We start from the raw sequence: 21373 nt of genomic DNA on the forward strand, positions 1-21373 counted from the left end.
CCGCGAGTGGCGGGCGAGATAGCGCAGGTGCTCGCTCATCTCCGCCGGACCCGTCGCGCAGTTCAGGCCGATCATGTCGATGCCCAGCGGCTCCAAGGCGGTCAGCGCGGCGCCGATCTCCGAACCAAGCAGCATCGTGCCCGTCGTCTCGACGGTCACCGAGCAGATCACCGGCAGATTCGCACCCGTAGCCTCCAGGGCCCGGCGGGCGCCCAGGATCGCCGCCTTGGTCTGCAGCAGATCCTGCGTGGTCTCCACCAGCAGCGCGTCCGCACCGCCCGCGATCATGCCCTCGGCGTTCGTCTGGTAGGCATCACGCAGCACCGTGTAGGGGGCATGGCCCAGGGTCGGCAGCTTGGTGCCCGGACCCATCGAACCCAGCACCCAGCGCTGCTGGCCCGTCGACGCGGTGAACTCATCGGCCACCTCACGGGCGATACGAGCCCCCGCCTCGGACAGCTCGAAGTTCCGCTCGGGGATGTCGTACTCGCTCAACGCGGCGAAGTTCGTGCCGAACGTGTTCGTCTCCACGCAGTCGACACCGACCGCGAAGTACTCCTCATGCACCGAGCGCACGATGTCCGGCCGGGTCACGTTCAAGATCTCGTTACAGCCCTCAAGCTGCTGAAAGTCCTCAAGCGTCGGGTCCTGCGCCTGGAGCATCGTGCCCATCGCACCGTCGGCCACCACTACGCGGGTGGCGAGGGCTTCGCGGAGGGCATCGGCTCGGGTTCCGTTCGAGGCATTCGAGGAACCGGTCGAGGGGGTCGGCAACGAGGCCATGAAAGAGCTCCCTGAGGTGCGACGGCTGTCGGCTTTGCGCTTCGGAGGAAGGCGCACTCGGTCAGGGTAACGGGACGAAGGTCCACAGCGCGCGAGTGTTCACAAGGCGGACGCCCGGCGGGTCCGGCCCCTCCCGGGGGCGTGGCGCGGCGCACGGCGGGGAACAGCGAGAATCCTGCGGGGAGTCGGCGAGATCCGGCCAGAAACACAGCCTGCCGCTCTGTCGCGGGAGGTCGACAACGACCGATAGTGTTCAGCATTGTCGAACGTTGGATTCAGAGGGGACGGAGGAGGGGGCTGCGATGGCACGGAACATCCAGTCGCTCGAGCGGGCGGCCGCGATGCTGCGGCTGCTCGCGGGCGGAGAGCGACGGCTCGGCCTCTCGGAGATCGCGTCCGCCCTTGGCCTGGCCAAGGGCACGGCTCACGGCATTCTGCGCACCCTCCAGGCGGAGGGCTTCGTCGAGCAGGAGTCCGCGTCCGGCCGCTATCAGCTCGGCGCCGAGCTCCTGCGCCTCGGCAACAGCTACCTGGACGTGCACGAGCTGCGGGCCCGCGCCCTGGTGTGGACCGACGACCTGGCCCGGTCCAGCGGCGAGAGCGTCTATCTCGGCGTCCTGCACCAGCAGGGCGTCCTGATCGTGCACCACGTCTTCCGGCCCGACGACAGCCGCCAGGTCCTTGAGGTGGGGGCCATGCAGCCGCTGCACTCCACGGCCCTGGGCAAGGTGCTCGCCGCCTACGACCCGGTGGCGCACAGCGAGGCCGCGGAGGCCGAGTGGCCGGCCCTGACCACCCGCACCGTCGTGGACCCGGACGACTTCGAGGGCGTCCTCGACATGACCCGCGCGCGCGGGTACGCCGCCGACATCGAGGAGACCTGGGAGGGCATCGCCTCCGTGGCCGCCCCCATCCACGACCGGCGCCGCATGCCGGTCGGCGCGGTCGGCATCACCGGTGCGGTGGAACGGGTCCAGAAGGACGGGGAGCTGCGTCCCGACCTGATCGCGGCCGTGCGGGACTGCGCGCGCGCCGTGTCGCGGGACCTTGGCGCCGGGCGTTTCTAGGCCCTCGCCCCCGAACGTCTCTGCCCCCTGTTCAACATGCAGGGGGCACTCTTCTGCGCGAACATCGGTGAACGGCTTTCACCCCGTGGCGACCCCCGCCACGACCGATAACCCGGAACGATCAATAACGATCGTGTTTTCAATAACGGAACTCTTGACGGGCTGGTAACCCCGGGGTGAGACTCGCGTCCATCGGTCGGCATTGTCGAACACCTACCGGCATTACGCGCTAGAGTGTGACAAGGCCAAGGGCCGGCAACGACCTCACCTGAGGTCGCGGACCACCGGAGGGACCCGGGGTTCGCCTTCCCCTGGACGAAGGACAAAGGAGTCGCGGGTGTCCAGCTCCGACATCTTCATCGGCGAGACCATCGGTACCGCCATACTCATCCTGCTCGGCGGTGGCGTCTGCGCCGCCGTCACGCTCAAGGCCTCCAAGGCCAAGGACGCCGGCTGGCTCGCGATCACCTTCGGGTGGGGCTTCGCGGTGCTCACCGGCGCCTACCTGGCGGGTGGCGTGTCAGGCGCCCACCTGAACCCGGCGGTGACCATCGGTCTCGCCATCGAGGGCGGCACCAAGTGGAGCAATGTTCCGCTCTACCTCGGCTCGCAGCTGCTCGGCGCGATCATCGGCGCGATCCTGGTCTGGCTCACGTACATGGGTCAGTTCAAGGCGCACCTCACCGACCCGGCGATCCTCGCCGCGCAGCCGGTGGACGAGGGACTCGTCGACCAGAAGGCCGCGCCCAAGGCCGGTCCGGTGCTCGGCATCTTCTCCACCGGTCCGGAGATCCGGAACTACGCGCAGAACGTGCTGACCGAGGTCATCGCCACCGTCGTGCTGGTCCTGGCGATCCTCACCCAGGGCCTGAACGACAACGGCAACGGCATCGGCGTCCTCGGTGCGCTGATCACCGCGCTCGTCGTCGTCGGCATCGGTCTCTCGCTCGGTGGCCCCACCGGCTACGCGATCAACCCGGTCCGTGACCTGGGTCCGCGCATCGTGCACTCCCTGCTCCCGCTGCCCAACAAGGGCGGCTCGGACTGGACGTACGCATGGGTGCCCATCGTCGGCCCGCTGATCGGCGGCGCCATCGCGGGCGGTATCTACAACATCGCGTTCAAGTAGGACCGCGACAGCTACCGATGACCGCCTGAGACAGACCGCCGAGCAAGAAATCAGGAGCACACCGTGACCACCGACGCACACACCGCCGGGCCCTTCATCGCCGCGATCGACCAGGGCACCACATCGAGCCGCTGCATCGTCTTCGACAAGGACGGCCGGATCGTCTCGGTCGACCAGAAGGAGCACGAGCAGATCTTCCCGAAGCCGGGCTGGGTCGAGCACGACGCGACCGAGATCTGGACCAACGTCCAGGAAGTCGTCGCGAGCGCCATCTCCAAGGCCGGCATCACCCACGAAGACATCAAGGCGATCGGCATCACCAACCAGCGTGAGACCACGCTGCTCTGGGACAAGAACACCGGCGAGCCGGTGCACAACGCCATCGTCTGGCAGGACACCCGTACCGACGCCCTGTGCAAGGAGCTCGGCCGCAACGTCGGCCAGGACCGCTTCCGCCGTGAGACGGGCCTGCCGCTGGCGAGCTACTTCGCCGGGCCGAAGGCCCGCTGGCTGCTCGACAACGTCGAGGGCCTGCGCGAGCGCGCCGAGGCGGGCGACATCCTCTTCGGCACCATGGACTCCTGGGTCATCTGGAACCTGACGGGTGGTGTCAACGGCGGCAAGCACGTCACCGACGTCACCAACGCCTCGCGCACCATGCTGATGAACCTGCACACGATGCGCTGGGACGAGAAGATCGCCGAGTCCATCGGCGTGCCGATGGCGATGCTCCCCGAGATCCGATCCTCCGCCGAGGTCTACGGCGAGGTCACCGGAGGCAAGCTCGGCGACGTCCTGCCCGGCATCCCCGTCGCCTCCGCGCTCGGCGACCAGCAGGCGGCCCTCTTCGGGCAGACCTGTTTCGCCAAGGGTGAGGCCAAGTCCACGTACGGCACCGGCACCTTCATGCTGATGAACACCGGCGAGTCGGCCATCAACTCCTACTCGGGCCTGCTGACCACCGTCGGCTACCAGATCGGCGACCAGAAGCCGGTCTACGCGCTCGAGGGTTCCATCGCCGTCACCGGTTCGCTCGTGCAGTGGATGCGGGACCAGATGGGCCTGATCAACTCCGCCGCCGAGATCGAGACGCTCGCGTCGTCGGTCGAGGACAACGGCGGCGCGTACTTCGTACCGGCCTTCTCCGGCCTCTTCGCCCCGTACTGGCGTTCCGACGCCCGCGGTGTGATCGCCGGTCTGACCCGGTACGTCACCAAGGCGCACATCGCGCGCGCCGTCCTGGAGGCCACGGCCTGGCAGACCCGTGAGATCACCGACGCCATGACGAAGGACTCCGGCGTCGAGCTCACGGCCCTCAAGGTCGACGGCGGCATGACCTCCAACAACCTGCTGATGCAGACGCTCTCGAACTTCCTCGACGCACCGGTGGTGCGCCCGATGGTGGCCGAGACGACCTGCCTCGGCGCCGCCTACGCCGCCGGTCTCGCCGTCGGCTTCTGGTCCGGCACCGACGAGCTGCGCGCCAACTGGCGCCGGGCGGCGGAGTGGACCCCCCGCATGGACGCGGACACCCGCGCCCGTGAGTACAAGAGCTGGCTCAAGGCCGTGGAACGTTCCATGGGCTGGCTCGACGAAAGTGGCGAGGAGTAATCAACATGACCACCCTGCAGAGCGTCCCTGCCCTCGGGACGCATCCGGCTGCCGGTTCCCACCCGAGCCGCGCCGAGACCCGGGAGCAGCTTTCCAAGGCGACGTACGACCTCCTGGTGATCGGCGGCGGAATCCTGGGCATCTCCACCGCCTGGCATGCCGCGCAGTCGGGACTGCGGGTGGCCCTGGTGGACGCCGGTGACTTCGCCGGCGCCACCTCCTCCGCCTCCTCCAAGCTCCTCCACGGCGGTCTGCGCTACCTGCAGACCGGCGCGGTGAAGCTGGTCGCGGAGAACCACTTCGAGCGTCGCGCGGTGTCGCGTCAGGTGGCCCCCCACCTGGCGAACCCGCTCACCTTCTACCTGCCCGTCTACAAGGGCGGCCCGCACGGCGCCGCCAAGCTGGGCGCGGGCGTGTTCGCGTACAGCGCCCTTTCCGCGTTCGGCGACGGCGTCGGCCACCTGCTCTCGCCCTCCAAGGCCGCGCAGGACGTGCCGGAGCTGCGCACGGACAACCTCAAGGCCGTCGCCGTGTACGGCGACGACCAGATGAACGACTCCCGCATGGCTCTGATGACGGTCCGCGCGGCCGTCGAGGCCGGCGCCGCCGTCCTCAACCACGCCGAGGTCACGGGCCTGCGCTTCACCAAGGGCCGGGTCACGGGCGCGGAGCTCAAGGACCGCATGGACGGCGCCGAGTTCGGCGTCAACGCGCGGCTCGTGCTCAACGCGACCGGACCGTGGGTCGACCACCTGCGCAAGATGGAGAATCCCGACGCGGCCCCCTCCATCCGCCTCTCCAAGGGCGCGCACCTGGTCCTCAAGCGCACCGCCCCCTGGAAGGCCGCGCTGGCCACGCCGATCGACAAGTACCGCATCACGTTCGCCCTGCCGTGGGAGGACATGCTGCTTCTCGGCACGACCGACGAGGTCTACGAGGGCGACCCGGCGGACGTCAAGGTCACCGAGGCGGACACCGCTCAGATCCTGGACGAGGCCGCGTTCTCCATCCGCGACCAGCAGCTGTCCCGCGATCTGATCACGTACTCCTTCGCGGGTCTGCGGGTGCTTCCCGGCGGTCCCGGCGACACCTCGAAGGCCAAGCGCGAGACGGTCGTCACCGAGGGCGCGGGCGGCATGCTGTCCGTCGCTGGCGGCAAGTGGACGACCTTCCGCCACATCGGCCGTACGGTGATGAAGAAGCTGGAGTCGCTGCCGGGTCACCCCCTCGGCGACGACTACGAGCCGATCTCGCAGCTGCAGAAGCGTCTGCCGCTGCCCGGCATCGCCAACCCGCGCGCGGTCGCGCACCGTCTCCTTGTCGACGGTCCGGCGCCCGGCCCGCGCATGGCCGCCGACACCGCCAAGCACCTGGCGACGCACTACGGCTCGCTCTCCTTCGACATCGCCCGCCTGGCGAACGAGAACCCGGCGCTCGCCGAGCGCGTATCGCCGGACGCCCCGGAGATCTGGGCGCAGGTCGTCTACGCCCGTGACAACGAATGGGCCGAGACGGCGGACGACGTGCTGCGCCGCCGTACGACGCTGACGATCCGCGGCCTGGACACGGACGACGTCCGCGCCAAGGTGCAGGACGTGCTCGACAACAAGTAGGCAGAGTAGGCAGTGGCTTGACCGAGGGGCGGCTCCCGCTGGGGGCCGCCCCTTCGGCGTACCACCCGGCCGGGCTGCCACACCACGTACATACGTGTGCAACAGGGCGCCGGAAGAGTGGGGCCCATGAAGTTCCAGGTGCTGTCGATCATCGGTCACGCCCCGCACCCGCTGACCGGTCAACTCTCTTCATCCGCCGACCGGTTGGCGGACGTGATCGAGGTCGGCGTGGCCGCCGAGCGACTCGGCTACGACGCGTACGCCGTGGGCGAGCGGCACGCGGGCGCCTTCCTGTCGTCGAGCCCCACGGTCGTGCTGGGCGCACTCGCCGCGCGGACCACCCGTATCAAGCTGCTGACCGGTGTCACCGTCGTGGCGATCCTCGACCCGGTGCGGGTCGCCGAGGACTACGCGACACTGGATCAGATCTCGCGCGGACGCGTCGAGTTGGTGATCGGCAAGGGTGCCGAGGCAGGGCACTTCGCTCTCTTCGGACTCGACGAGGAGCGGCAGTGGGATCTGCAGAAGGAGAAGTACGAGCTCCTTCGCCGCCTGTGGACCGAGGAGAACGTCGACTGGGAGGGCGAGTTCAGGCCCGCACTGAAGGACGTGACGACGGTCCCGCGCCCGTACGCGGGCCCACCGCGGATCTGGCACGGCTCCGCGACGTCCCTCAACTCCCCTGATCTGGCGGCCAAGCACGGCGATCCGCTCTTCACCGCCAACGCCGTCCAGCCGCGTGCCGCGTACGCGAAGCTGATCGCGCACTACCGCGAGCGGTTCGAGGAGTACGGACACGACCCCGCGCGCGCCCGCGTCGCGGCGGGCTCGGGAGGACTGCTCATCGCGGACTCCGCGGAGCAGGCGGTCTCGCGCTACCGCGAGCTGTACGAGGCGAAGGTGCGCCAGGCCTTCAAGCCGCACCTGGAGGGGAAGGCGGGCTACAACACGCCCTTCCGCACGATCGAGGAGGCGATCGCCGACGGGCCGCAGCTCATCGGCTCGCCGCAGCAGATCATCGACAAGATCCTCGGCTGGCACGAGGTGTACGGGCACGACCTGCAGTCGGTCACCGTGGACGGCTTCGGCCTGGGGCGGAGCGAGCAGATCGAGACGCTCCAGCGGTTCGCGGAGGAGGTCGCACCGGTGGTCCGCGGGGCCGCGCCGTCCACGCTGTGGGACGGCGCGTAAGCGCGGCTGACGTCTGCTGACCGGGGAGTTACGATCCCCCGTACCCACCTTGTCCCCTTCTGGAGCGAGCCATGACCCTCCTGACGACCTGGCCGGAGTCCGGCCCCGAGACCGTCGTACGCCGCACGGCGGACCCGGTCGAGATCGCCGCCGCGCTCGCCCCCATCGGCGTGCGCTACGAGCAGTGGCCGGTGCGCGATGACGTGCCCGCCGACGCGGACAGCGACACCGTCTTCGCCGCGTACCGCGCGGAGATCGACCTGCTGAACGCCGAGGAGGGCTTCCAGACGGTCGACGTGGTCGCGCTGCACCCCAGCGACGACCCCGAGTGGCCCGAGAAGGCGAAGGCGGCCCGGCAGAAGTTCCTCGCCGAGCACACGCACGACGACGATGACGAGGTGCGGTTCTTCGTCGCGGGCTCGGGCATCTTCTATCTGCACGTGGGAGGTGAAGTGCACGCGGTCTACTGCGAGAAGGGCGATCTGCTCGGGGTGCCGCGCGGCACGACGCACTGGTTCGACATGGGCACCTCCCCCTCGTTCACGGCGATCCGCTTCTTCCACGAGGAGGACGGCTGGATCGGCACGTTCACGGGCAGCCCGATCGCGGACCGCTTCCCGGACTTCGACGCGATCCACGCGGGGTACGTCGCGTGACCGCTCAGTTCGACGCGGGCTCCGTCGACGCCGTGGTGCTCGACATCGAGGGCACCACGAGCGCCACCGGGTTCGTGGTGGATGTGCTGTACCCCTACGCGCGCGAACGCTTCGGGGCGCTGCTCGCCTCGCGGGGCGATGAGCCGGAGGTGGCGCGGGCCGTCGCGCAGGTGCGGGAACTGGCCGGTGAGCCGGACGCGGATGCCGGGCGGGTCGAGAAGATCCTCGCCGAATGGGTCGACGCCGATCGCAAGGCGACTCCTCTCAAGACGCTCCAGGGAATCCTCTGGGCGGAGGGCTTCGCGCGGGGCGAGCTGGTCTCGCACTTCTACCCGGATGTGATCGACGTGCTCCGGGGGTGGGCGGCTGCCGGGGTGCGGTTGTACGTGTACTCGTCCGGGTCCGTGGCGGCGCAGCGGGCGTGGTTCACGTACTCGCCCGAGGGCTCCCTGATGGACCTCGTGAGCGGCTTCTACGACACCGAGAACGCGGGCCCCAAGCAGGAGCCGGACTCCTACCGGGCCATTTCGGCCGCTGTCGGGGTGGACCCCGGCCGCGCGCTCTTCCTCTCCGACCGGCTCGGGGAGCTGGACGCTGCGCGGGACGCCGGGTGGCGGACCGTGGGGGTACGGCGGGCCGGGGAGCCGTACTTCGCCGCTGGGGTGGGCGGGCATGCGGAGGTTTCGGCCTTCGATGAGATCAGGCTCGGGTCTGCCGCGTCGGAGTCGGAGGTGGATCTGGAGGAGGCGGGGGCTGTCCTCGCTGCCGAGGCCGCGCGCTTCGCTTCGTTCGGGTGGATGCGGGGTACGTCCGGGAACCTGTCCGTGGTCCTCTCGCGTACGCCGCTTCAGCTGGCCGTGACGGCGAGTGGGCGGGACAAGGGTGAACTCACCTCCGCGGACGTGGTGTTGACGGACGCGTCCGGTGCGGCGCTGGGCGCGGGGCGTCCCTCTGCGGAGGCGGCACTGCATGCGCGGGTCGCTGCGCTCACCGGGGCGGGAGCTGTCGTCCACGTCCATACGGTGGCGTCTGTGGCGATGGGGCAGCGGAAGCCGGGCGGTGTGGCGTTCCGGGATCTGGAGATGCTGAAGGGGCTTGGGCACGGGACGCATGAGGTTGCTGTGACGCTGCCGGTGATTGAGAACAGCCAGGACATGGGGGTGCTCGGGGATCGGCTTGAGGCGGCGCTTCAGCCTGGGATGCCTGCGGTGGTTGTCGCTGGGCACGGGCTTTATGTCTGGGGGGCGGATCCTCGGGAGGCGCGGCATCGTACTGAGGTGGTGGAGTGGTTGCTGGAGCTGGAGCTGACGCGGGGCTGAATTTCCCCAACCCCGCCCCTTCCCGAAAACCCGCTCTGGCGCGGGGGCCTTGGTTGCCGTCAATCACCGGCTTCGCCGAGTTCGTCCTCAAACGCCGGACGGGCTAGAGATAGCCCGGCCGGCGTTTGAGGCCATCTTGTACGGGGTCTGGGGCGGAGCCCCAGGTAGGCCCGGGGCGCAGGCACGGTTTTCGGGAAGGGGCGGGGTGGGGAAGGAATTGCTCTTAGCTCAGCCCGGTCGACGGCAACTCGCCCCCGGCGACCTCCAGCACGCCCCGCTCCGTGACCAGCGCCGTCACCAGTGAGCCCGGCGTCACGTCGAAGGCGGGGTTGTGGCCCCGCGACCTAGCCGGAGCAGTACGGACACCGGACCACTCCAACACCTCATCCTCACCCCGCAGTTCAATGTGGATCTCGGAACCCGTCGCCGTGGCGAGGTCCACCGTCGTGGTGGGCGCGGCCACCATGAACGGAATGCCTGCGTACGCGCACGCCAGCGCGATCCCCACCGTCCCCACCTTGTTCGCCGTGTCACCGTTCGCGGCGATCCGGTCCGCGCCGACGATCGCCGCGTCCACCTCACCCCGCAGGATCGTGCCCGCCGCCGCCCCGTCCGCCTGGACGAAGTGCGGTATCCCCTCCTGGACCAGTTCCCACGCGGTGAGCCGCGCGCCCTGGAGCAGGGGGCGGGTTTCATCGGCGTACACGGTCTCCAGGCGGCCACGGCTGTGGAGTTCGCGTATGACCCCGAGCGCCGTGCCCCAGCCCGCCGTGGCGAGCGCGCCCGTGTTGCAGTGGGTGAGGATCCTCAGCGGACGGTCCTCGGACACCGGCAGACGCTTGACCAACCAGTCAGCTCCGTACGCGCCCATCGCATGGTTCGCCTCCAGGTCCTCCCGCACGATCGCGTCCGCCTCCGCGAGCACCGCCGAAAGGCCCGCGTCGATCAGCGAGGCGACCCTGTCCACGCACACCATCAGGTTCACGGCCGTGGGCCGCGCCGCACGCACCCGTGCCACCTCCGCGTCCAGACGCGCGCGGTCCCAGCCCTCGCGTTCGCCCTGGGCCATGGCGAGCGCGACGCCGTACCCGCCGGCCGCGCCGATCGCGGGAGCGCCGCGGACGACGAGCCGCACGATCGCGTCGATCAGCTGGTCGACGGTGGTGACGTCGAGGCGCTCCAGGGCGTGCGGGAGCGCCGTCTGGTCGATGAGGGAGAGGGACGGGGCGCCGCCCTCCGCGGTCTCGGTCCAGGTGACAGCGCGCAGATCCTGGCTCGTCATGGTGCTCAACTCCGGGGAAACAGGGGCGTTTGTGGCCATGCGGGGAGGGGTGCCGTCACCGTACCTGACGTGCTCGAACCATATTTCGAGACGTTCGTGCGGCTGTCCGAAATCCGGTGTTACCCTCACCGCCACCCAGGACGGATCGACCCACGGTGCGAGGAGGACGGCCATGCGCGACGCCAGCAACGGCACGGACGTCATGCGCTGCCCCGCCGTGGCCGTCGGCGGCGGCCGAATGTGCCGCTGTCGCTCCTGCCGCCGCTGAGCGACGCCGCTCCGCACCGTCCGACTCCCCGCCACGGCCTGGGCTCACCAGGCACCTTCGAGAAGGCGCTCCCCTATGTCTCTCTCCACGCGTACCTCCCTGCGCATCACCGCCGCCACCGCCGCCACAGTCGGTGCCGTCCTCCTCGCCACCGGCTGCAACGCGGCCGCCGGCAAGGGCGGTTCCACCGGCGACAAGGGGGCCAAGTCGTTCACGCTCGTCACGCCCGACCCCGTGGCGCAGAACGAGTTCCTCAAGCTGGCCGTCAGCGGGGTGAAGTCGGCGGCGAAGGCGCAGGGTGCCGGGGCGCCGAAGGTCTTCCAGAGCAGCGACACCTCCTCGCAGCAGCAGAACGTGCAGTCGGCCGTGGACTCCGCGCCCGATGTCATCGCGCTCGTCGGCTTCGAGTTCGCCGACATCGCGGCCCAGCAGGCCGAGGCGCACCCCGAGCAGCAGTTCCTGCTCGTCGACGCGTGCACGAAGAAGACGTACAAGAACGTCACTTGCGCGGTCTTCCGCGAGCACGAGGCGGTGTATCTCGCGGGCGCCGAGGCCGGTCTCCTCACCAAGAGCAAGAAGGTGGGAGCCGTCGACGTCCTCGACACCCCGCAGTTCCGCCGCTACAGCGAGCCGTTCGCGGCCGGTGCGAAGAAGGTGGAGGCGGGGGTCAAGTCCCGCACGCTCTTCGTCGGCGGGCAGTCGCCGTTCAATGACGCGGCGCGTGCCAAGGACCAGGCGGCCACGCTCGGTTCCGGCGGGGTCGACCAGGTGTTGGCCGCCGCCGCGGGCGGCAACACCGGAGTCTTCCAGGCCGCGAAGGCCAAGGGCTTCGAGGCGTACGGCGTCGACGCGAACCAGTGCGTCGGCAACCAGGGGGTCGTCGTCGACAACGTACTGAAGAAGACCGATGTCGCCGTCGAGAAGGGCATCGCGCAGATCCTCAAGGGCAAGGGCGGCACCACGGTGTCGTACGGCCTCAAGGAGGGCGGCATGTCGCTGACCGGCCTTGAGCCCGGTGTCGCGGACTCCAAGTGCCTGATCGCCGACCACAAGGACGTGCTCAAGCGCGTCGAGTCGCTGCGGGACGAGATCGTAGCGGGGAAGCTGAAGGTCGATGACCCCGCGGCCTGAGTCCACCGTGGTCCCCACGGCCGCCTCCCCCGCCGTCGAACTCCGCGGCATCACCAAGGAGTACCCGGGCACCCTCGCCAACGACCGGGTGGACCTGACCGTCGCGCGCGGTGAGATCCACGCCCTGATGGGCGAGAACGGCGCGGGCAAGTCGACGCTGATGTCCGTGCTCTACGGACTCCAGCGGCCGGACGCCGGGCAGATCCTGCTCGACGGGCGCGAGGTGACGTTCGCGAGCCCGAGCGAGGCGATCGCGGCGGGGCTCGGCATGGTGCACCAGAGCTTCAAGCTCTTCCCGTCCTTCACGGTCGCCGAGAACGTCGTGTACGCCGCCGAGCCGCGCCGTTTCGGTCTGACGGACCGGGCCGAGGCGTTGCGGCGCGTGGGTGCGCTCGCCGATGAGCACGGCCTCGCGGTGGACCCGGCGGCGAAGGTCGGGGACCTGCCGGTGGGTGTGCGCCAGCGCGTGGAGATCCTCAAGCTCCTTTACCGCGGCGCTCGTACGCTGATCCTCGACGAGCCGACGGCGGTCCTGACCCCGGCGGAGGCCGACGGCCTGTTCGGTGTCCTGCGGTCCCTCGCGGACGACGGGCGCACGGTCCTCCTCGTCACCCACAAGCTGCGCGAGGTGATGGAGGGCAGCGACGCGGTGACGGTCCTGCGGGACGGCCGGGTCGCGGCACGCATGCGGACCGCGGACACCACCGCGGACGGGATCGCCGCGGCGATGACCGGGCGAGCGGTGGAACTGGACCGCGTGCACCCGGCGGGGGCGCCGGGCAGTGAGGTCCTTCTCGTCGATTCCCTGTCGACGGAGGCGGAGACGGTGCGCGCGGTCTCGCTCTCCGTCCGCGCGGGCGAGATCGTGGGCATCGCGGGAGTGGCGGGCAACGGCCAGAGTGAACTGGTCGAGGCGATCGCCGGGTTGCGGCCGCCCTCCTCCGGGCGGGTCACGCTCTCCGGCCAGGACATCACGGACGCGTCGGCGGCGGGGCGCCGCGCGGCGGGTCTCGCGTACGTCCCCGAGGATCGTGTGGCGGTCGGTACGGCGCCGGCCGCGACGATCGCGGAGAACCTGGCGATGGGCCATCACCGGGGGCACGGCCTCCTGCGCCCGTCCTGGCTCCGCGAGCACGCGCGGGTCCTGATCGAGCGCTTCGGCATCAAGGCGGCCTCGTCACGCCACACGGCGGGCTCGCTGTCGGGCGGCAACCTCCAGAAGTTGGTGATCGGCCGCGAACTCGCCCACGATTCCCCCCTGTTGATCGTCGAGCAGCCCACGCGTGGCGTCGACATCGGCGCCATCCAGACGATCCACGACCAGTTGATCGCCCACCGCGACGCGGGCCACGCGATCCTCCTGGTCTCCGCCGAACTGAGCGAGATCCGCGGCCTTTCGGACCGTGTCCTCGTGATGTACGAGGGCCGGGTGGCCGCGGAGTACGCCCGCGAGGACGCGGACGAGCGAACCCTCGGCCTCGCCATGGCGGGCGGGGCCCTCCAGGAGGCCGTGTCTGCCGCGTCTGCCGCGCCTGGCACCGGCACCGGGGCTGCGGTTGCGGCCGCGGACCCGCCTCCCCGCGAGAGCGACGACCGCCCCGCCCCCGTGAAGGAGGTCCCCTGACATGGCGGCCAAGACACAGAACCCCGGCTCCGGGGCGTCGCTCGGCGCGCGCGTCCTGCGCGCGCCCGCACTGCACTCCGTCATCGCCGCCGTGATCGTCGGCGCGCTCTTCCTGATCGGAACGGGGGCCGACCCCGTCGGGGCGTACGGCTCCGTGGTCAGCGGGGCACTCGGGCCCGACGGCATCGGGTCCACGCTCACCACCGCGACCAGCATCATCGGGCTCGCCGTCGCGCTCGCGATCCCCATGCGGGCGGGGCTGCTCAACCTCGGCGGGGACGGGCAGTTGGTGCTCGGCGGGATCGCCGCCGCTGCCACCGGGCTCTACTCACCGCTGCCCGCGCCCCTCACCGTCGCCGCCGCGCTCCTCGCGGGGATGGCGGCCGGGGCGGGTTACGCGGCGCTCGCCGCCGTGTGCCAGAACCGGTTCGGGGTGCCGCTGCTCGTCAGCAGCCTCCTGCTGGGCTATCCGGCGATGTCCTTCGCTTCCTATCTCGCGCGCTTCCCGTTGAAGGAAGAGGGGTCGAGCCTCCCGCAGACGCGGCGGCTGCCCGAGGGGGTCGAGCTGCCCGCCTTCGGGTCGTCGACCGTCACCGTCGGTCTGCTCCTCGTGGCCGTCGCGGCCGCCGTCTTCCTGTTCGCCGACGCCCGCACCGCCACCGGTTACGAGATCCGCATGACGGGGCTCAATCCGCGATTCGCCGCGTACGCGGGGGTCGACAGGCCACGGCTCACGCTGCGGCTCATGGCGCTCTCCGGCGCCGTCGCGGGCCTGGTCGGCGCCATCGGCGTACTGAGCTTCCCCTATCGCTTCATCGACGGGTCACTCACCGCCGCCGGGCACACCTGGACCGGTCTCACGGCAGCGCTGCTCGCCGCGGCGGCGCCCCTCGGGACGGTCCTGGCCGCCCTGTTCTTCGCGGCGCTCGAAGTGGGCGGGCTCGCCATGGAGCGGACCACCGAAGTGCCGCGCGAGCTGACGCAGGTTCTCCAGGCCGTCGTCATCGTCTTCCTCGCGGCCCGGCTCAACCTGACGTGGCGACGGGCCAGGAAGAAGACAGCGGAGCTGCCCGACGCCACGAAGGACGACACGAAGGAAGTGAGCGTGCGATGAGCATCGACTCCGCGCTGTTCCACTCGGCGCTCCTCGCCCTCACCCCGATCCTCCTCGCCGCGCTCGGCGGCGCGATCTGCGAGCGCGCGGGCGTCTTCAACATCGGCCTCGAAGGCATGATGCTGATCGGCTGCTTCAGCGGCGTCGCGGGCAGCTGGTTCACCGGGAGCGCCTGGCTCGGTGTCGTCTTCGCCGCCCTCGCTTCGGCGGCGTACTCGATGATCCTGGCCGTCGGGACGATCTCGCTGCGCGGGGACGCCGTCGTACTCGGCGTCGCGCTCAATCTCCTCGCGGTCGGTCTGACCGGGTTCCTGCTGCGGACGGTCTTCGGCGTCCAAGGTACCTTCTCCGACCCGGAGTTGGCCGGTCTTAGCGGCATCGACATCCCGTTCGCCGGGGCGATCCTCTCCGGGCACTCCGCGCTCGTCTACCTCTCGTGGGCCGCCGTCGCCGTGGCCGCGGTGTTCCTGGCCCGCCACCCGTGGGGCCTTCGGCTGCGCGGCGTCGGCGAGGCTCCCGACGCGGCGGCGACGCTGGGGGTCAGCCCCGCCAAGTATCAGTACGCAGCCGTGCTGACGTCGGGTGTCCTGTGCGGTCTCGCGGGCGCCCAACTCGCTCTCGGCAACGTCACGTTGTTCTCCGAGAACATGACGGCCGGGCGTGGTTGGATCGCCGTGGTGGCCGTGATGCTGGGCCGCGCCCTGCCGCTCGGCGTCCTGCTCGCCGGGCTGCTCTTCGGCATCGCGGAGGCCGTCGGCTTCCGTCTCCAGGGGCTCGGCATGCCGCAGCAGGCGACCGACGCCGCCCCGTACGTGGTGACCCTGGCCGCCCTCTTCCTGTCCACGGCGCGCAGGCGCCGCCGCAAGCAGCCCCTGGTAGGAGCACCTTCATGACGACCGACGCCCGTACGCCCAGCGACGCGCTGCCCATCACCCGCGTCCCCCGCACCGGCCTGCCGAGCCAGGCGGTCGTGGTCGGCGACCCGGCGCGCGCCGCCGCCGTCGCCGACCTCCTGGACGACGCGAAGGAGGTGTCGTACCACCGCGAGTACCGCACCTTCACCGGCAGTTGGCAGGGCACCCCGGTCGTCGTCGCCTCGCACGGCGTCGGCGCCCCCGGCGCGATCCTCCTCTTCCAGGAGCTCGCGGAGGCGGGCGTCAGCACCATCGTGCGGCTCGGCACGGCGGGCGCGATCCGCCCCGGCATCCGCGACGGCGACCTGGTCATCGCGGACGCGGCGGTACGCGACGACGGCGTGACGCAGCAGCTGATCCCCGCCGAGTACCCGGCGTTCGCGACTCCGGAGGCCGTCATCGCGCTCCAGCGGGCGGCCCGCGCGGCCGAAGCCCCGTACCACCGTGGGGTGGTGTGGACGCGGGCCGCGTTCCAGCCTGGCTTCCTGCCGCTGCCCGGTGAGGCGTACACGGCAGCCGGGATCGCGGCCATCGAGATGGAGCTCTCGGCGCTGTACGTCTTCGCGTCCACGCACGGCCTGGTCGCGGGCGGCGCGCTCGTCGTGGACGGCGCCAACGCCGATGAACTCGTGGACGAGGAAGCGCCTTTCTCGACAGGTGGCTACAACCCGCACCGCAACGTGGTGGCCGAAGGAGTCGACCGAGGCGCCCGGATAGCCTTGGACGCGCTCCGGCTCCTTGCCGCCACGGAGCACTGAGCAGCCACCCGAACGACCCTGTGGAGAACGGAACCGATGCACCCCACTGACCTGCCGGCCCAGGACCGGGGCGGCTCCATAGATCTCCTGGTCCACGGCGGCGACGTCCTCACCGTCGACGCGTCCGGCACCGTCGTGAAGGACGGCGCCGTCGCCGTGCGCGACGGCCGGATCATCGACGTCGGCCCGGCCGAGCGGCTGCGCGCCGCCTACGAAGCCGCCGAAGAGCTGGACGCCGGCGGCTGTCTCGTCCTGCCGGGTCTGATCAACACGCACACGCACCTGGCGATGACCCTGTTCCGCGGCATCGCCGACGACCTGACGCTGCAGGGCTTCCTGGCCCGCGTGATCCCGGCCGAGGCGGCGCTGCTCTCCCCCGAGACGGTGACGGCGGGCATCCAGGGCGCGATCGCCGAATCCGTACGGGGCGGGGTCACCGCCGCGCTCGACATGTACTGGTTCCACGAGGCGGCCGAGGCCGTGGCCCGCGATGCCGGGTGGCGCCTCCTGACAGGGCCCACGTTCATGGACGTGCCGGGCCCGCCGGACGGCCGCCCCTACGCCGACCGGCTCGGCTGGGCGGCGGCGGACCTGGCGGCGCGCACCCCGGCGCCGGGCACACGCCCGGTGGTCTTCGCGCACTCCGCGTACACCCTGGTGCCCGAGCAGCTGACGGCGATCAGCGCGCTGGCCCGCGAGCACGGCGCCCTGCTGCACATCCACGCCGCCGAGAACGCGGGCGAGGTGGAGATGGTCACCGAGCAGCACGGCATGCGCCCGGTGGAGCTGCTCGACTCGCTGGGCGTGCTCGGCCCGGACACGCTGCTCGCGCACGCCGTCGACCTCACGGACGCGGAGATCGGGACCCTGGCCCGCACCGGCACGTCCGTAGCGCACTGCCCGGTGTCGAACCTGAAGCTGGGCTGCGGCATAGCGCGCGTCCCCGACCTGCTCGAGGCCGGCGTCACGGTGGGCCTCGGCACGGACGGCGCGGTGAGTTCCAACACCCTGGACCTCCTCGGCGCGGTCAAGGTCGCGGCGCTCGTGCACAAGGCGGGCGGCGACCCGACGGCGGTCGGCGCCGAGCAGGCCGTGCGGATGGCGACCATCGAGTCGGCGCGGGCACTGGGCCTCGGCGACCAGCTCGGCTCCCTGGAGCCCGGCAAGCGCGCGGACCTGATCGTCCTCGACCTCACCCGGCCGCATCTCACGCCGCGGCACGACCCCTGGTCGATGCTGGCGTACGCCGCCGCGTCCAGTGACATACGGGACACGGTCGTCGACGGCCGGGTCCTGATGCGGGACCGTACGCTGGTGACACTGGACGAGCGGCGCGCGCTGCGGGCCCTCCAGGACGCGGCGGGCTCCGCGGCGCCCGTCCCCACGAGCACGAATAGCACTACAAGCACGACCGGCACCTCCGAAGTGGCAAGCACCGTATGACCGTCGAACCCACCCGCGGCTTCACCGGCCGCGCCCGCGCCGCCGACCGCGACCCACGGCTCCCTCCCGGGCAGTACGACGCGGCGGACGGCTGGCCCGTCCTGTCCGCCGAGGTGACGCCCCAGCTGGCGGCCGCGGACTGGACGTTCCGCGTGGACGGCCTCGTCACCACCCCGCACACCTGGACGTGGGACGAGGCGCACGCGCTGCCCGCCTCCGAGTACCGCGGCGACATCCACTGCGTGACCAGCTGGTCCAAGTTCGGGGTGCGCTTCGGCGGGGTGAGCCTGGACGCGTTCCTGGACGCCGCCGGGCCGCGCCCGGAGGCCACGCACGTCGTCGCGTACTCGCACACGGGGTACACCACGAACCTCCCCCTCTCCGACGTGACGGGCGGGAAGGCGTGGATCGTCTGGGAGTACGGGGACGGCCCGCTGCCGCCGGAGCACGGCGGTCCGGCGCGCCTGATCGTGCCCCACCTCTACTTCTGGAAGAGCGCGAAGTGGGTGGCGGGGCTGCGGCTGCTCGACCACGACGAGCCGGGCTTCTGGGAGCAGAACGGCTATCACCACCGGGGGAACCCCTGGCGGGAGGAGCGTTACTCCGGTGACTGAGACTTTTGTGCCGCCGACGCGGTTCGCGGTGCCGGGGCGGATCGCGGTGAGCAATCGCGCGGCGTCCGAGTGGCAGCAGGCGACCGTGGTGGACGTCCGCAGGGAGAACGCCGCCGGAACCGTCTCGACCTTCCGTCTGAAGGTGTCCGACTGGCAGGGGCACCTGCCGGGCCAGCATCTGATGCTGCGGCTGACCGCGCCCGACGGGTATGTCGCACAGCGCCACTACTCGATCGCTTCAGCCCCGGATGACGCTTCGGGGAGCGGCGAGATCGAGCTGACCCTGGACCACGTGCCGGGGGGCGAGGTGTCGGGGCATCTGCACACGGTCGCCCGCGTGGGCGACGTGGTGGAGGTGCGGGGGCCGCTGTCGGGCTTCTTCGCGTGGCCCGGCGACCGACCGGCTCTGCTTCTCGGGGCGGGGTCGGGCGTGGTCCCGCTGATGTCGATGCTGCGGCACTGGCGGGGGGCGGGGCGTCCGGTGCCGCTGCGGCTTCTCGTCTCGGCGCGTACGCGTGAGGATCTGATCTACGCGGATGAGTACGGAGACGAGACGACCGTGGTGCTGACGCGGGCGGAGGGCCGGCTTCGCGCCGAACACTTGGCGCCGTTCCTCGGCGCCGGTCAGCCCGAGGGGGGCTGGGAGGCGTACATCTGCGGCTCGAACGGGTTCGCCGAGCACGCGTCGCGACTGCTGGTGGCCGGGGGCCAGCCGGTGGATCGCATCCGCATCGAGCGGTTCGGGTAGGGACGGCACGCCGCTGGTCGTACGAACACAGAACGCGCACAGGAACAGGGATATCGCCCGGACCCAGGTACACAACAGCCCAGGAACACGCCATAATCATCCGATACATCGGATGTCTTCTGTCTTGTGAGGCGAGGTCCCCATGGCTGTCACCGACGAAGCCATCGAAAAGATCAAGGGCATGATCGTCTCCGGCGCGCTGCGCCCCGGCGACCGGTTGCCCAAGGAGAGTGAACTCGCCGCCGACCTGGGCCTTTCCCGCAATTCTCTGCGCGAGGCGGTGCGCGCACTCTCGCTGATCCGCATCCTCGACGTACGACAGGGCGACGGCACGTACGTGACGAGCCTGGACCCGCAGCTCCTGCTCGAAGCCCTGAGCTTCGTCGTCGACTTCCACCGCGACGACACGGTCCTGGAGTTCCTCGCGGTGCGCCGCATCCTGGAGCCCGCCGCCACGGCGATGGCCAGCGCCCACATCACCGAGGCCGAACTCGACGTCCTGACGGCGCAGTTGGACGCCCTCGGGGCGGCTCCTTCGGTGGAGGAGCTGGTCGCCTGCGACCTGGAGTTCCACCGCGGCATCGTGCAGTCGTCCGGCAACTCGGTGCTCTGCTCGCTCCTCGACGGCCTCTCCGGACCCACCACCCGGGCCCGCATCTGGCGCGGCCTCACCCAGGAGGATGCCGTGAGCCGCACCCTGCACGAGCACCGCGCGATCCTCACCGCGCTGCGCGACCGCGACGCGGAGGCGGCCAGGTCATGGGCGACGGTGCACATCGCGAGCGTGGAGCAGTGGCTGCGCTCCACGCTGTGAAGCACGGGGGCCGTGGGAGTGCGCGGGCCTCCCGCGGGGCAGTGATCCGGTCATCGAAGCCCGCGCAAGGGGGCTGCGGAGGGCCCCGCCGGACGCCGTAAGGTTGGGGCGTACGTAAAGGACGTCGGAAGGAGGCCTGGGTGATCGAGCTCGAGGGGGTACCCGAGCTGGTCGACCCGGTCATGGTGGCCGCGTTCGAGGGCTGGAACGACGCCGGCGACGCCGCCTCCACCGCGGTCGCGCATCTCGACAAGGAGTGGAAGGGCGAGGTCTTCGCGGCGCTGGACGCCGAGGACTACTACGACTTCCAGGTCAACCGCCCCACGGTCTTCCTGGAGGGCGGCGTCCGCAAGATCACCTGGCCGACGACCCGGCTCTCGGTGATCCGCGTGGGCGGTGACAAGCCGCGCGACCTCGTGCTGGTGCGTGGGATCGAGCCGTCGATGCGCTGGCGGTCGTTCTGCAACGAGATCCTCGGCTTCGCCCATGAGCTGGGCGTGGAGCTCGTGGTGATCCTGGGCGCACTGCTCGGCGACACCCCGCACACCCGCCCCGTCCCGGTCAGCGGTGTCACCTCCGACCCGGACCTGGCCCGCACCATGGACCTGGAGGAGACGAAGTACGAGGGCCCGACGGGCATCGTCGGCATCCTCCAGGAGGCGTGCACGCACGCGGGCGTCCCGGCGGTGAGCCTGTGGGCGGCCGTCCCGCACTACGTCTCGCAGCCGCCGAACCCGAAGGCCACGCTGGCCCTCCTGAACCGCCTCGAAGACCTCATCGGCCTGCGGATCCCCCTCGGCGACCTCGCCGAGGACGCGCGCGCCTGGCAGGTGGGCGTGGACCAGCTGGCGGCCGAGGACAGCGAGGTCGCCGAGTACGTCCAGTCGCTCGAGGAGGCGCGGGACACGGCCGAGCTGCCCGAGGCGACCGGCGAGGCGATCGCCCGCGAGTTCGAGCGCTATCTGCGGCGGCGCGACGGCGGCGGTCCGCCGCAGCCCGGCGGCCACGCGACGGAGGGCGGCGACGCCGCCCCGTATCTGCGTGACAGCCCCGGCGACCGCACACGGCCGCCGAAGCCGCAGACGCGTCCGGACACGGAACCCGGAGCGGGGACGGGGACTGGGACTGGGACTGGGACTGGGACTGGGACGGGTGAGGAGAGCAGCGGCGAGTCCGAATCCGGACCGTCTGATTCCTCCGAGGACTGACCAGTACGCAGAGCGCGCAGAGCGACGTGGGGCGGCATCCGCAAGGGTGCCGCCCTTCTGCGTGGCGCCCGTCCCGCCTGTGGCCG

Annotated in this window: 19 protein-coding genes; 17 read left to right on the forward strand and 2 right to left on the reverse strand. The window is 70.9% G+C overall.

Translation table 11 applies throughout. The features are described 5' to 3' along the window. Nucleotides 1–783: homocysteine S-methyltransferase family protein (locus ACWGI2_RS37865; RefSeq protein WP_453700404.1), on the reverse strand; the 783-nt coding region annotated here is incomplete at its 3' end. Nucleotides 784–1085: 302 nt separating this feature from the next. On the opposite strand from ACWGI2_RS37865, the gene ACWGI2_RS37870 reads away from it, so the two are divergent. The 7 genes from ACWGI2_RS37870 to mtnC all read left to right on the forward strand — a co-directional run bounded on the left by ACWGI2_RS37870 (nt 1086) and on the right by mtnC (nt 9369). Then, nucleotides 1086–1850 (forward strand): IclR family transcriptional regulator, encoded by a 765-nt coding sequence (locus ACWGI2_RS37870; protein WP_453399395.1) that lies wholly within the window; start codon nt 1086–1088, stop codon nt 1848–1850. 337 nt (nt 1851–2187) lie between these two features. Beyond that, nucleotides 2188–2979 carry an MIP/aquaporin family protein gene (locus tag ACWGI2_RS37875; protein WP_453399394.1) on the forward strand — a complete coding sequence of 264 codons (792 nt, stop codon included), beginning with the start codon at nt 2188–2190 and terminating at the stop codon, nt 2977–2979. A 63-nt stretch (nt 2980–3042) separates the two neighbouring features. Further along, entirely contained in the window at nt 3043–4590 is a 1548-nt protein-coding gene (gene glpK / locus ACWGI2_RS37880) for a glycerol kinase GlpK (RefSeq protein ID WP_453399393.1), read from the forward strand. A gap of 5 nt (nt 4591–4595) precedes the next feature. After that, nucleotides 4596–6203, forward strand: coding sequence for an FAD-dependent oxidoreductase (locus ACWGI2_RS37885; RefSeq protein WP_453399392.1), 1608 nt, complete (start codon nt 4596–4598; stop codon nt 6201–6203). A 126-nt stretch (nt 6204–6329) separates the two neighbouring features. Next, nucleotides 6330–7394 (forward strand): LLM class flavin-dependent oxidoreductase, encoded by a 1065-nt coding sequence (locus ACWGI2_RS37890; RefSeq protein ID WP_453700406.1) that lies wholly within the window; start codon nt 6330–6332, stop codon nt 7392–7394. 71 nt (nt 7395–7465) lie between these two features. Then, entirely contained in the window at nt 7466–8050 is a 585-nt protein-coding gene (locus tag ACWGI2_RS37895; protein ID WP_453700408.1) for a 1,2-dihydroxy-3-keto-5-methylthiopentene dioxygenase, read from the forward strand. 35 nt (nt 8051–8085) lie between these two features. Then, a complete protein-coding gene (gene mtnC / locus ACWGI2_RS37900) occupies nt 8086–9369 on the forward strand; it encodes an acireductone synthase (protein ID WP_453700608.1) in 1284 nt (427 codons plus the stop codon). A 223-nt stretch (nt 9370–9592) separates the two neighbouring features. Here mtnC and mtnA read toward each other — a convergent pair whose 3' ends face one another. Continuing rightward, complete coding sequence (gene mtnA / locus ACWGI2_RS37905; RefSeq protein WP_453700409.1) at nt 9593–10651, reverse strand: S-methyl-5-thioribose-1-phosphate isomerase; 1059 nt, start codon at nt 10649–10651, stop codon at nt 9593–9595. Between the two features lie 343 nt (nt 10652–10994). Between mtnA and ACWGI2_RS37910 the strand changes: the two genes are divergently transcribed. The 10 genes from ACWGI2_RS37910 to ACWGI2_RS37955 all read left to right on the forward strand — a co-directional run bounded on the left by ACWGI2_RS37910 (nt 10995) and on the right by ACWGI2_RS37955 (nt 21287). Beyond that, nucleotides 10995–12050, forward strand: coding sequence for a BMP family ABC transporter substrate-binding protein (locus tag ACWGI2_RS37910; RefSeq protein WP_453700411.1), 1056 nt, complete (start codon nt 10995–10997; stop codon nt 12048–12050). Then, a complete protein-coding gene (locus tag ACWGI2_RS37915; protein WP_453700412.1) occupies nt 12034–13674 on the forward strand; it encodes an ABC transporter ATP-binding protein in 1641 nt (546 codons plus the stop codon). Before ACWGI2_RS37910 ends, ACWGI2_RS37915 begins: the two co-directional genes overlap by 17 nt. A gap of 1 nt (nt 13675) precedes the next feature. Beyond that, nucleotides 13676–14788, forward strand: a complete 1113-nt coding sequence (locus ACWGI2_RS37920) for an ABC transporter permease (protein ID WP_453700414.1) — start codon at nt 13676–13678, stop codon at nt 14786–14788. Further along, on the forward strand, nt 14785–15681 hold the full coding sequence (locus ACWGI2_RS37925; protein WP_453700416.1) for an ABC transporter permease: 897 nt from the start codon (nt 14785–14787) through the stop codon (nt 15679–15681). The genes ACWGI2_RS37920 and ACWGI2_RS37925 overlap by 4 nt, the downstream gene beginning before the upstream one ends. Continuing rightward, on the forward strand, nt 15678–16460 hold the full coding sequence (locus tag ACWGI2_RS37930) for a nucleoside phosphorylase (RefSeq protein ID WP_453700418.1): 783 nt from the start codon (nt 15678–15680) through the stop codon (nt 16458–16460). Before ACWGI2_RS37925 ends, ACWGI2_RS37930 begins: the two co-directional genes overlap by 4 nt. A gap of 36 nt (nt 16461–16496) precedes the next feature. Continuing rightward, nucleotides 16497–17903, forward strand: a complete 1407-nt coding sequence (locus ACWGI2_RS37935; protein ID WP_453700419.1) for an amidohydrolase — start codon at nt 16497–16499, stop codon at nt 17901–17903. Then, complete coding sequence (locus ACWGI2_RS37940; RefSeq protein ID WP_453399381.1) at nt 17900–18517, forward strand: sulfite oxidase-like oxidoreductase; 618 nt, start codon at nt 17900–17902, stop codon at nt 18515–18517. The genes ACWGI2_RS37935 and ACWGI2_RS37940 overlap by 4 nt, the downstream gene beginning before the upstream one ends. Then, nucleotides 18510–19265, forward strand: a complete 756-nt coding sequence (locus tag ACWGI2_RS37945; RefSeq protein ID WP_453700420.1) for a ferredoxin reductase — start codon at nt 18510–18512, stop codon at nt 19263–19265. The genes ACWGI2_RS37940 and ACWGI2_RS37945 overlap by 8 nt, the downstream gene beginning before the upstream one ends. A 142-nt stretch (nt 19266–19407) precedes the next feature. Then, nucleotides 19408–20079 carry a FadR/GntR family transcriptional regulator gene (locus tag ACWGI2_RS37950; protein WP_160504034.1) on the forward strand — a complete coding sequence of 224 codons (672 nt, stop codon included), beginning with the start codon at nt 19408–19410 and terminating at the stop codon, nt 20077–20079. 140 nt (nt 20080–20219) lie between these two features. Then, entirely contained in the window at nt 20220–21287 is a 1068-nt protein-coding gene (locus ACWGI2_RS37955) for a PAC2 family protein (protein ID WP_453700422.1), read from the forward strand. The last annotated feature ends 86 nt before the right edge of the window (nt 21288–21373 follow it).

This window comes from Streptomyces sp. NPDC054866 (assembly GCF_053610745.1).